At 58.6% G+C, this 11,765-nt stretch carries 14 protein-coding genes; all 14 read left to right on the top strand.

The window, feature by feature from the left end:
• Nucleotides 1-487, top strand: a 487-nt coding sequence (locus RTS12_RS17700) for a molybdopterin-dependent oxidoreductase (protein ID WP_312530870.1), incomplete at its 5' end; no start/stop codon positions are given.
• 3 nt (nt 488-490) lie between these two features.
• Nucleotides 491-1,261 carry a hypothetical protein gene (locus RTS12_RS17695; RefSeq protein ID WP_312530868.1) on the top strand — a complete coding sequence of 257 codons (771 nt, stop codon included), beginning with the start codon at nt 491-493 and terminating at the stop codon, nt 1,259-1,261.
• A gap of 18 nt (nt 1,262-1,279) precedes the next feature.
• Nucleotides 1,280-2,314: an NADH-quinone oxidoreductase subunit NuoH gene (gene nuoH / locus RTS12_RS17690; RefSeq protein WP_312530866.1), complete on the top strand. Its 1,035-nt coding sequence runs from the start codon at nt 1,280-1,282 to the stop codon at nt 2,312-2,314.
• A gap of 3 nt (nt 2,315-2,317) precedes the next feature.
• On the top strand, nt 2,318-2,497 hold the full coding sequence (locus RTS12_RS17685; RefSeq protein ID WP_312530864.1) for a hypothetical protein: 180 nt from the start codon (nt 2,318-2,320) through the stop codon (nt 2,495-2,497).
• A complete protein-coding gene (nuoI, locus tag RTS12_RS17680; RefSeq protein ID WP_312530863.1) occupies nt 2,497-2,988 on the top strand; it encodes an NADH-quinone oxidoreductase subunit NuoI in 492 nt (163 codons plus the stop codon). Before RTS12_RS17685 ends, nuoI begins: the two co-directional genes overlap by 1 nt.
• Nucleotides 2,985-3,389 (top strand): carboxymuconolactone decarboxylase family protein, encoded by a 405-nt coding sequence (locus RTS12_RS17675; RefSeq protein ID WP_312530861.1) that lies wholly within the window; start codon nt 2,985-2,987, stop codon nt 3,387-3,389. Before nuoI ends, RTS12_RS17675 begins: the two co-directional genes overlap by 4 nt.
• A complete protein-coding gene (locus RTS12_RS17670) occupies nt 3,386-3,988 on the top strand; it encodes an NADH-quinone oxidoreductase subunit J (RefSeq protein ID WP_312530860.1) in 603 nt (200 codons plus the stop codon). Before RTS12_RS17675 ends, RTS12_RS17670 begins: the two co-directional genes overlap by 4 nt.
• A 61-nt stretch (nt 3,989-4,049) precedes the next feature.
• Complete coding sequence (gene nuoK, locus RTS12_RS17665) at nt 4,050-4,355, top strand: NADH-quinone oxidoreductase subunit NuoK (protein WP_312530858.1); 306 nt, start codon at nt 4,050-4,052, stop codon at nt 4,353-4,355.
• 6 nt (nt 4,356-4,361) lie between these two features.
• Entirely contained in the window at nt 4,362-6,527 is a 2,166-nt protein-coding gene (gene nuoL / locus RTS12_RS17660) for an NADH-quinone oxidoreductase subunit L (RefSeq protein ID WP_312530856.1), read from the top strand.
• Nucleotide 6,528: 1 nt separating this feature from the next.
• Nucleotides 6,529-8,073, top strand: a complete 1,545-nt coding sequence (locus tag RTS12_RS17655; protein ID WP_312530854.1) for an NADH-quinone oxidoreductase subunit M — start codon at nt 6,529-6,531, stop codon at nt 8,071-8,073.
• An 11-nt stretch (nt 8,074-8,084) separates the two neighbouring features.
• Nucleotides 8,085-9,584: an NADH-quinone oxidoreductase subunit NuoN gene (gene nuoN / locus RTS12_RS17650; protein WP_312530853.1), complete on the top strand. Its 1,500-nt coding sequence runs from the start codon at nt 8,085-8,087 to the stop codon at nt 9,582-9,584.
• Nucleotides 9,577-10,341, top strand: coding sequence for a biotin--[acetyl-CoA-carboxylase] ligase (locus RTS12_RS17645; protein WP_312530851.1), 765 nt, complete (start codon nt 9,577-9,579; stop codon nt 10,339-10,341). The genes nuoN and RTS12_RS17645 overlap by 8 nt, the downstream gene beginning before the upstream one ends.
• Entirely contained in the window at nt 10,341-11,120 is a 780-nt protein-coding gene (locus tag RTS12_RS17640; RefSeq protein WP_312530849.1) for a type III pantothenate kinase, read from the top strand. Before RTS12_RS17645 ends, RTS12_RS17640 begins: the two co-directional genes overlap by 1 nt.
• Nucleotides 11,113-11,765 (top strand): ribonuclease J (locus tag RTS12_RS17635; protein ID WP_312530847.1); only part of this gene is annotated, 653 nt, incomplete at its 3' end. The genes RTS12_RS17640 and RTS12_RS17635, both read left to right, overlap by 8 nt.

Raw genomic sequence — 11,765 nt, 5'->3', positions numbered from 1 at the left:
CGCTGACGAGGTCGAAATTCAGCCGGGCGCTTTTGTGATCTATCAGGGCAGCCATGGCGATCGTGGCGCGCATCGCGCCGATCTGATCCTTCCTGCTGCCTGCTATACCGAGGAAAACGGCCTTTTCGTGAACACCGAAGGCCGTCCGCAACTGGCAATGCGCGCCAACTTTGCGCCGGGCGAGGGCAAGGAAAACTGGGCCATCCTGCGCGCGCTGTCGGGCGAGCTGGGCAAAACCCAGCCTTGGGACAATCTGGCAGCATTGCGCCGCGCGCTGGTCCTGGCTCATCCGCATCTGGGGGCCATTGATCAGATTGCCGAAAACGAGTGGCAACCGCTGGAGCTGCGCGACATGGGGCGCGCGGATTTCCGTCCTGCGATTCGCGATTTCTATCTGACCAACCCGATCGCGCGCAGTTCGCCTTTGATGGGCGAGCTGTCTGCGATGGCTGCTGCGCGCCATGCGCAGCCTCTTGCCGCGGAGTAAACCATGCGCCTCAGTGGTCGCGCCCTGATCTTGCTGACTGCGGTAACCGCCGTACTGGCCGGTTGCGCGACCGATGGGGCCAAGGATCGGCCCCGTCCAAAGCCCGAGGCTTTGGTGGTCAACTTCGTTCAGCCCTTGTCCGAAAAGCCGGGCAAGGCAAAACTGTCGCGTGCGCGCATCTCGACGAAATCGGGCGATATCCAGATTCTGGAACCCGATGGCACGATCACCGAGATGGAGTTGGACGAAGGCGGCATCGATGCCTTTGCCGCCGTGTCCGAAGCCGATCTGATGATGCTGAACGACAACCTAAACCTGAATTTCACAGGGCGCCGTGATCTTGGGCCGGTGGCTAAAAAGCCGACGGCGCAAGAGCTGGCACTTGCCAATTTCAGGGCCAGGACTCAACCGCTGTTTCCCAATCTGAAAAAAGACTTCTCGGCTTCGCCCGAAATGTTCAAAGGCGTTCAAATTGAAGGCCTTAAGGACAGCAAGGGCCGCTCGCGCGATATGGTCAAAGTCAATGCTACGCTGAAGCGGGGGGTGGACGCCGACACGGCCTTCGCCTATGCCACATGCGCATTGGCCGATTGGGCAAAGGCGAACGGAAAACACTACGCTCGCCACATTATGACCGATCAGGCCAAACGGAATGGCGAGCTGCAGGTCGGGGCTTATTTTACCCTGTCCAACGAACAGCCCATGGGGCTGAAGGTAATGAAATCAGACGAAACCTTGCAGATTTGCAAGGATCGCGGCATTCCCGCGACATAAGCGAAGGGACTGAAGATCATGGCAGGTTTCTGGTCATCGTACCTGGGTCACGCGTTGATCCTGTTGCTTCAGGGTCTGGCGATCATCGCTTTCGTGATGATGTCGCTCGTGTATATGGTTTACGGCGACCGCAAGATCTGGGCAGCGGTTCAAATGCGGCGCGGCCCCAACGTCGTCGGTCCCTGGGGGCTGTTTCAGACCTTCGCCGATGCGCTGAAATATGTTTTCAAGGAAATCGTCATTCCGGCGGGCGCGGATAAGTTCGTCTTTTTCCTGGCCCCCTTCTTGTCGATGGTTCTGGCGCTGTTCGCTTTTGTCGCCGTGCCTTTCGATGATGGCTGGGTCATGGCCAATATCAACGTCGGCATCCTGTTCATTTTCGCGACTTCCTCGCTTGAGGTCTATGGCGTGATCATGGGGGGCTGGGCCTCGAACTCGAAATATCCGTTCCTGTCCTCGATCCGCGCAGCCGCGCAGATGATCTCTTACGAGGTGTCGATGGGGCTGATCATCATCGGCATCATCATCTCGACCGGTTCGATGAACCTGACCGCGATCGTCGAGGCGCAGCGCGGTGATTATGGCCTGCTGAACTGGTACTTCCTGCCGCATTTCCCGATGGTGATCTTGTTCTTCATCTCGGCGCTGGCAGAAACCAACCGCCCGCCCTTCGACTTGGCCGAGGCCGAATCAGAGCTGGTCGCGGGCTTTATGACCGAATATTCCTCGACGCCTTATCTGCTGTTCATGGCTGGTGAATATATCGCCATGTACCTGATGTGCGCGCTGCTTTCGGTCTTGTTCTTCGGAGGCTGGCTGTCGCCTGTTCCCTTCATCGCCGATGGCTGGTGGTGGATGGTGATCAAGATGTGGATGTGGTTCTTCATGTTCTCGATGGTCAAGGCGATCGTGCCGCGCTACCGCTACGACCAACTTATGCGCATTGGCTGGAAGGTCTTCTTGCCGCTGTCGCTGGGTTGGGTCGTTCTGGTCGCCTTCCTTGCACGCTATGAAGTTCTTGGTGGGGTCTGGGCCCGTTGGGCAGGAGTGTAAACGATGGCTTATTCGAACAAGATCGCAGAGATGCTGAGCCGCGCCAGCGAGGCCGATAAGATCGAGCTGGCCCATTTCCTGGCGAATAACCTTGAACCGACGGATCACGCGATCGACAGCGCGCGCGTGCGCGCCTATGTCGCCGCTTTCGACCGCTTTGCCGCCCCGGAGGGGGATCACTAATGGCCATTGATTACGCCCGGGCGACCAAATATTTCCTGATGTGGGATTTCATCAAGGGCTTCAGCCTTGGGATGCGTTACTTCTTCTCGCCCAAGCCGACCTTGAACTATCCCCATGAAAAGGGTCCGCTCAGCCCGCGCTTTCGCGGCGAACACGCGCTGCGCCGTTACCCCAATGGCGAAGAGCGCTGCATTGCTTGCAAATTGTGCGAGGCGGTTTGCCCGGCACAGGCAATCACCATCGATGCCGAGCCGCGTGATGATGGCTCGCGCCGCACGACGCGCTATGACATCGACATGACGAAATGCATCTTTTGCGGTTTCTGTCAGGAGGCTTGCCCGGTCGATGCCATCGTCGAGGGGCCGAACTTCGAATATTCGACCGAGACCCGCGAAGAGCTGTTTTACGACAAGCAAAAGCTGCTTGATAACGGCGAGCGCTGGGAAGCTGAAATTGCCCGCAACCTAGCCATGGATGCGCCCTACAGATGAGCGACGCATTCACCAAACTTTTCGCGCAGATGGTTCAACAGGGCCAAGAGATGGCGCGCGCCTTTAACCCGGCGCTCGAAGATCTTGATATGCGCGCCTTCGAGAAAATGATGCCGGTGATGCCGGCGGAAATGCTCGAAATGTGGTTTGGCAAGACGTTCAACCGGGACGGGCTTGATGCCCGCACCCGCCTGCTGGTGACGATTGCGGCCCTGACCGTTCAGGGTTCGCTGGCCGAGCCGCAGATGCGCCTGACCATCCGCCACGCGTTGGAAACAGGTGCCACCAAACGAGAGATCGCCGAGGTGATCTATCAGATGAGCATGTTCGCCGGTCTGCCAGCAATGCAGAAGGCACTGGAAATCGCCCAGGGCGTTTTCTCCGAGGAGAACGAAGAATGATAGCCTTTGCCTTTTACCTGTTCGCGATCTGCGTCTGCGTCTCGGGCTTTATGGTGGTGATCTCGCGCAGCCCGGTTCATTCGGTCCTGTGGCTGATCTTGGCGTTCTTCGCGTCAGCAGGGCTGTTCGTGCTGCAAGGGGCCGAATTCGTCGCGATGTTGCTGGTCGTCGTTTACGTCGGCGCGGTCGCGGTATTGTTCTTGTTCGTCGTGATGATGCTCGACATCGATTTTGCCAAACTCAAGGGTGAATTGGCCCGCTCACTTCCCCTTGGGATCGTGATTGCGGTCGTGCTGATCGCTCAGCTTGGTATCGCATTTTCCGGCTGGACCAGCTCGGAGCAGGCCGCCTCGTTGCGCGCGGCCCCGATCATTGAATCGGTCCAGAACACCCATGGTCTGGGGATGATCATCTACGATCGCTATCTTCTGATTTTCCAACTGTCGGGCCTTGTCCTGCTGGTTGCGATGATCGGCGCCATCGTGCTGACCATGCGCCACCGCCGCGACATCAAACGCCAGAACGTGCTTGAGCAGATGTGGCGCGATCCGGCCAAGACGATGGAACTCAAAGACGTCAAGCCGGGGCAGGGCCTGTAATGACCCGCTTCGCACAGCCGCTGGCAGCCGATCTGCCGCAAAGCAAACCGAGGGACATGAGATGATCAGTTTGACGCATTACCTTGTCGTGGGGGCGATTTTGTTCGTCACCGGCATCTTTGGCATCTTCGTCAACCGCAAGAACGTGATCGTCATCCTGATGTCGATCGAACTGATCCTTCTGTCGGTAAATATCAATTTCGTCGCCTTCTCGACCCATCTCGGGGATTTGGCGGGGCAGGTCTTCACGATCTTTGTCCTGACAGTCGCCGCGGCGGAAGCCGCGATCGGACTGGCGATCCTTGTCGTCTTCTTCCGCAACCGCGGCACCATCGAGGTGGAAGACGTGAACGTGATGAAAGGTTAAGCCGGCATGGAAAAGATCGTTCTCTTTGCGCCGCTGGTCGGCGCGCTGATCGCCGGTTTTGGCTGGCGCATCATTGGCGAGAAAGCCGCGCAATATCTGACCACGGGCCTGCTGTTTCTGGCCTGCCTGCTGTCTTGGGTGCTGTTTCTGGGCTTTGATGGCGCCACGCGCCACCTGCCGATCTTTGACTGGATCGTGACGGGCGACTTTGTCTCGGAATGGTCGATCCGGTTGGACCGCCTGACCGCGATCATGCTGATTGTCGTCACCTCGGTCTCGGCGCTCGTGCATATGTATTCGATGGGCTACATGGCCCATGACGATAACTGGACGCATGACGAGCACTATAAGGCACGTTTCTTTGCCTATCTGTCGTTCTTCACCTTTGCCATGCTGATGCTAGTGACGGCCGACAACCTGCTGCAGATGTTCTTTGGCTGGGAAGGTGTGGGCGTCGCCTCATATTTGCTGATCGGCTTTTACTACAAAAAGCAATCGGCAGGTGCGGCCGCGATGAAGGCATTCATCGTCAACCGCGTCGGCGATTTCGGTTTCCTGCTTGGGATTTTCGGCCTTTACTGGCTGACGGGTACGATCAATTTCGATGCGATTTTCGCACAGGTCCCCCAGATCGCCCAGACCGAGCTGCACTTCCTGTGGCGCGATTGGAATGCCGCAAATCTGCTGGCTTTCCTGCTGTTTGTCGGCGCAATGGGCAAATCGGCGCAGCTGTTTTTGCACACATGGCTTCCTGATGCGATGGAGGGGCCGACCCCGGTTTCGGCCCTGATCCACGCGGCAACCATGGTTACCGCAGGTGTCTTTCTGGTCTGCCGGATGTCGCCGCTTTATGAATTCGCGCCCGACACCAAAAACTTCATTGTCATCATCGGCGCATCGACGGCGTTTTTCGCCGCAACCGTTGGTCTGGTGCAAAACGACATCAAGCGCGTGATCGCTTATTCGACCTGTTCGCAGCTGGGCTATATGTTCGTGGCCGCGGGCCTGGGCGCCTATTCGGTGGCCATGTTCCACCTGCTGACCCACGCTTTCTTCAAAGCGATGCTGTTTTTGGGCGCGGGCTCGGTCATCCATGCGATGCACCATGAGCAGGACATGCGCAATTATGGCAATCTGCGTAAAAAGATCCCGCTGACCTTTGCAGCAATGCTGATCGGCACGCTTGCCATCACCGGTGTCGGCATTCCGCTGACCACCATCGGCTTTGCGGGCTTCCTGTCCAAGGATGCGGTGATCGAAAGCGCCTGGGCTGGCAGCAATTATGCCTTTGCCATGCTGGTCATTGCCGCCTGCCTGACCAGTTTCTATTCGTGGCGCCTGATGTTCATGACCTTCTGGGGCAAGGAACGCGGCGATCATCACGCGCATGAACATGCGCATGAAAGCCCGCTTGTGATGACCATTCCGCTTGGTATTCTGGCCATCGGTGCGGTTCTGGCGGGGATGGTGTGGTACAAGCCCTTCTTCGGGGATCACCACGCGGTTGAGGAATTCTTCCATATTGGCGGCGCCGAGGCTCATGCCAGCGCAGAAACCACGCCTGATGGTGCAAGCACCCCTGCGGCCACTGCGACGACGCATGCCAATGATGCGGCACCCGGCACGGTCGAGGGCGCGCCTGTTGCGGGCGATGCCACCGCTGCCGCTGATGCAGCCAGCGCATCTGCCGAGGCGGGGATCAACACCCATGTTCCGGCTCCGGTCGGAGGGGCGATCTATATGCATCCCGACAATCACATCCTTGACGAGGCGCATCACGCCCCGGCTTGGGTCAAGGTCTCGCCTTTTGTTGCGATGCTGATCGGGCTTTTGCTGGCTTGGGTGATGTATATCCGCAGCCCGCAGGCCCCGGCCAAGCTGGCCGAGCAACAGCGGGTGCTGTACAACTTCTTGCTGAATAAATGGTACTTCGACGAAATCTATAACTTCATCTTCGTGCGTCCGGCGCTGTGGCTTGGCCGCTCCCTGTGGAAGGATGGCGATGGCAAGGTCATAGATGGCACAATCAATGGCGTGGCTCTTGGGGTGATCCCCCGTCTGACCCGCGCTGCCAGCCGGGCGCAGTCCGGCTACCTCTTCCACTACGCCTTTGCGATGGTGCTGGGGATCGTGGGCTTGATGCTGTGGGTGATGATGCGGGGCGCGCACTGATATGACGAACCTTCTTTCCATCATTACCTTTCTGCCGATCGTTGCAGCGGCCATTCTGGCGCTGTTTCTGCGCGGCACGGATGAAGCGGCGGCGCGCAATGCCCGTTGGCTGGCTTTGATCGCGACGACGGCGACCTTCCTGATCTCGTTGGTGGTGCTCTTTGGTTTCGACCCGGCCAATACCGGCTTTCAGTTCGTCGAAGAGCGCGACTGGATCATGGGCCTGAAGTACAAGATGGGCGTGGACGGCATCTCGATCCTGTTCGTGATGCTGACGACCTTCTTGATGCCGCTGACCATTTTGTCGACCTGGTCGGTCGAAAACCGGGTCAAGGAATATATGATCGCCTTTCTGATGCTTGAAGGGCTGATGATCGGTGTCTTTACGGCGCTGGATCTGGTGCTGTTCTACCTCTTCTTCGAGGCAGGGCTGATCCCGATGTTCCTGATCATTGGTATCTGGGGCGGGGCCAACCGCATCTATGCGGCGTTCAAGTTCTTCCTTTATACCTTCCTGGGTTCGGTGCTGATGCTGGTGGCGATGGTCGCGATGTACCGGATCTCGGGGACGACCGATATTGTCACGCTGCTTGGCTTTGACTTCCCCCATGACAGCTATCGCCTGTTGGGTGTGAGCATTGTGGGCGGCACGCAAATGCTGCTGTTCCTGGCCTTCTTTGCCAGCTTTGCCGTCAAGATGCCGATGTGGCCGGTTCATACCTGGCTGCCCGATGCCCACGTTCAGGCCCCGACTGCGGGCTCGGTCGTGCTGGCCGCGATCTTGCTGAAGATGGGCGGATACGGTTTCCTGCGCTTCTCGCTGCCGATGTTCCCAGTGGCCAGCGCCACGGCCCAGCCCTATATCTTCTGGCTGTCGGCGATCGCGATCGTCTACACCTCGCTGGTGGCACTGGTGCAATCCGATATGAAAAAGCTGATCGCTTATTCGTCGGTTGCGCATATGGGTTATGTCACGCTTGGCATTTTCGCCGTGAACCAGCCGGGCGTTGACGGCGCCATCTTCCAGATGCTGTCGCATGGCTTCATCTCGGGCGCGCTCTTTCTGTGCGTCGGCGTGATCTATGATCGCATGCACACCCGCGAGATCGACGCCTATGGCGGTCTGGTATCGCGGATGCCGAAATATGCGCTGATCTTTATGTTCTTCACCATGGCCAACGTCGGCCTGCCGGGGACCTCGGGCTTTGTCGGGGAATTCCTGACGCTGCTTGGCGCGTTCAAGGTCAATACCTGGGTGGCGCTGGTCGCGACGTCGGGCGTGATCTTCTCGGCCTGCTATGCGCTTTGGCTGTATCGTCGCGTGACCTTTGGCCAATTGGTCAAGGAATCGCTCAAGACCATTGCTGACATGACCCCGCGCGAGCGCTGGATCTTTGTTCCGCTGGTCGCGATGACATTGATCCTTGGCGTCTATCCGCGTGCCGTGACCGATATCACGGGGCCTGCGGTCTCGGCCTTGATTACCCATTACAATGAAAGCCAGCCTGCGGCAGCCGCCGTAGCCTCGGCTGATGCAAGCCACTAAGGGGGGCGGATATGACATCGCTCGACTTCTCAACCGTCCTCCCCGAGTTCACTCTGGCTGTCTATGCGCTGATTGCGCTGATGGCCGGGGCCTATCTTGGCAAGGATAAGATCGCGCGCCCGATCCTTTGGGTGACGGTGCTGGTTTTGCTGATCGTCGCGGCCATGGTGGGTCTTGGCGACAAGACCGATGGCACGGCCTTCCATCAGATGTTCATCGATGATGCCTTTGCGCGCTTTGCCAAAGTGGTCGCATTGATCGGTGCCGCTTCGGTTCTGGCCATGAGCGCGGATTATCTGGACCGCTTCGGTCTGCTGCGCTTCGAACTGCCCATCCTGATCGTGCTGGCGCTGGTCGGCATGATGATGATGATCTCGGCAGGCGATCTTTTGACGCTTTACATGGGGCTAGAGCTTCAATCCTTGGCACTTTACGTCGTGGCCGCGATCCGTCGCGAAAGCGTTCGCTCGTCCGAGGCGGGGCTTAAGTATTTCGTGCTGGGCGCGCTGTCGTCGGGGATTTTGCTTTACGGCGCCTCGTTGGTTTACGGGTTTTCCGGCACGACCAACTTTGCCGGCATCATCGGCACGATCGAGGCGGGCCATCTGCCGCTTGGCCTGCTCTTTGGTATGGTCTTTTTGTTGGTTGGCCTGTCCTTCAAGGTCTCGGCTGTGCCCTTCCACATGTGGACGCCCGATGTCTATGAAGGCTCGCCCACGCCCGTGACGGCCTTCTTTGCCACCGCACCCAAAGTGGCTGCCATGGCACTGATCGCGCGTCTGATGTTTGACGCCTTTGGCCATGTACCTGGCGATTGGGGCCAGATCATTGCAGCGCTCGCGGTCATGTCGATGTTTCTTGGTTCGGTTGCGGGTATTGCACAGCGCAATATCAAGCGCCTGATGGCCTATTCCTCGATTGCGCATATGGGTTTTGCTTTGATCGGCCTGGCTGCGGGCACCGCCTATGGCGTGCAAAGCATGCTGATCTATATGACGATCTATACGATCATGAACGTCGGCACCTTTGCCTTTATTCTGTCGATGGAGCGTGACGGGGTTCCGGTCACGGATCTGAAGTCGCTGAACCAATTCGCCAAGGTCTCGCCACTGAAGTCGCTGGCATTGCTGGTGCTGATGTTCAGCCTTGCGGGCGTTCCGCCGATGCTGGGCTTTTTCGCGAAATTCGGCGTGCTGTCGGCGGCGCTGGATGCCGGGATGGGCTGGCTGGCGGTTCTGGGCGTGATTGCTTCGGTGATCGGTGCCTTCTACTATCTGCGCATCGTCTATTACCTCTATTTCGGCGAAGAGGGTGAGACGCTGACCAGCACGATGGGCTCGGTTCAATATGTGGCCCTGATCGGTGCGGCTGTTTTGACGGTGCTGGGTTCGATGTCGATGTTTGGCATTGATACTGCAGCGGGTCGCGCAGCCGAATCTTTGGTCGCCGAGATCGGGGCAACCCCCGCTGCGGCAACTCCGGTCACGGCCAAGGCCGACGCTGTTGAGTGAAAACTGGCCCGACGGTGTCGCTCGGCGGGTGCTGGCTACAAGCCCAAGCACCAATGCCGAGGGGCTGCGTCTGGCGCCCGAACTGACTGGCCCGACCTGGATTCTGACCTATGAGCAGACTTCGGGTCGGGGTCGGCGCGGGCGTGAATGGGTCATGCCATCAGGAAATTTTGCAGCAACCCTGCTCACCCGCCCAAAAGGCGGGCTTGGCGTTGCTGCCCAGCTGTCCTTTGTCGCAGCACTGGCCTTGTCAGATGCTTTGGCGCAGGCCTGCGGGCCAAGCGTCTCGATTTCGATCAAATGGCCCAATGATGTCTTGCTGAATGGCGGCAAGATCGCTGGTATCTTGCTGGAAAGCGCCTCGACGCCGGGGGTGGAGCCAGCGGTGGCCGTGGGCATTGGCGTCAATCTGGCTGCCGCACCCGATCCGGGCGAAATCGAGGCGCGGGCGGTTGCCCCCGTTTCGGTGCTTGGGGAAAGCGGCTTTGTGGTGACGCCGGATGACTTTCTGGACCTGCTGGCCCCGGCCTTTGCCCGCTGGCAGTACCAGCTCGAGACTTATGGCTTTAGCCCGATCCGTAATGCCTGGCTTGGCCGCGCCGCGCGACTGGGCGAGCCGATCATTGCGCGCTTTGGCACCCACGAGGAACATGGCATCTTTGAGGGGATCGACGAGGGCGGGGCACTGATCCTTGCAAGCAGCAATGGTCGCCAGATCATCCCGGCAGCCGACGTCTTCTTTCAGGGGAATCTCTGATGCTTTTGTGCATTGATACCGGCAATACCAATACCGTTTTTGCAATCTGGGATGGTAAGAAGTTTCTGGCGCAGTGGCGCATCTCGACCGATCACCGACGCACCGCAGATGAGTATTTCGTCTGGCTGTCGACGCTGATGACGGTCCAGAAATTCGAGCTGAACATCGATGCCTGCATTATCAGCTCGACCGCGCCGCGCGTGGTCTTTAACTTGCGTGTTCTCTGCAATCGTTATTTCGACACGCGCCCTCTGGTTGTGGGCAAGCCTGACTGTCTTTTGCCGGTTGGGCCGCGGGTGGATGAGGGAACGGTGGTTGGCCCGGACCGTCTGGTCAATGCTGTCGGTGCCTTTGATCGCCATGGACCGAATTTGATCGTCGTGGATTTCGGCACCGCGACGACCTTTGACGTTGTTGCCGATGACGGGGCCTATGTTGGTGGCGTGATCGCGCCCGGCGTGAACCTGTCGCTTGAGGCGTTGCATATGGGGGCAGCCTCGCTGCCGCATGTGGATGTCACAATGCCGGTCAAAGTGATCGGCACGAATACTGTCGCTTGCCTGCAATCAGGCATTTTCTGGGGCTATATTGGTCTTATCTCGGGGATTGTTCACAAGATCCGGGACGAACGCGGGGTTGCGATGAAAATCATTGCCACCGGCGGCCTTGCCCCTCTTTTCGCACAGGGCTTCGACCTGTTCGACAATGTGGAAGAAGATTTGACCATGCATGGTCTTCGCTTAATTTATGACTTTAACAAAGAGGCCGGGAATGTCTGACCGCCTGATCTATCTGCCGCTTGGCGGAGCCGGTGAAATCGGCATGAATGCCTATGTCTATGGCTATGGCCGACCGGGGGCCGAGCGGCTGATCGTTGTCGACCTTGGCGTGACCTTTGGTGATATGGACGGCGCGCCGGGCATTGACCTGATCATGGCCGATGTCGCCTGGCTGGAGGCCAATCGCGACCGCATCGAGGGGATTTTCATCACCCACGCCCATGAAGATCACATTGGCGCCATTGGCCATCTGTGGTCGCGCATCAAGGCGCCGATCCATTGCCGCCGTTTTACGGGTGCGCTGGCCGCATTGAAGATGGAAGAACAGGGCCAGCCCACGGATGTCATCAAGATCCATGCGGCCCGCCCAAGCGTCGTTCAGGCCGGCCCATTCGCGGTGCAATTCGTGCCGATCAGCCATTCGATCCCTGAAAGCGCCGCGCTGATCATCGACACGCCCGCAGGACGGATCGTGCATACGGGCGATTTCAAGCTGGACGGCACCCCGATCGTTGGCGAGCCCTTTGATCCGGTGGTCTGGCATCAGATCGCCAATGAAGGCAATGGCATCAAGCTTTTGACCTGCGATTCAACCAATATCTTCAGCCCGCTGCCGGGCCGCTCCGAGTCGGTTTTGGCCAATCC

Origin of the sequence: Paracoccus sp. (in: a-proteobacteria) (assembly GCF_032007265.1) — a bacterium.
In the GTDB taxonomy this organism is placed as follows: Bacteria; Pseudomonadota; Alphaproteobacteria; order Rhodobacterales; family Rhodobacteraceae; genus Paracoccus.
Note: the sequence above shows the minus strand (reverse complement) of the source record. Positions and strands in the feature narration are given on the sequence as shown.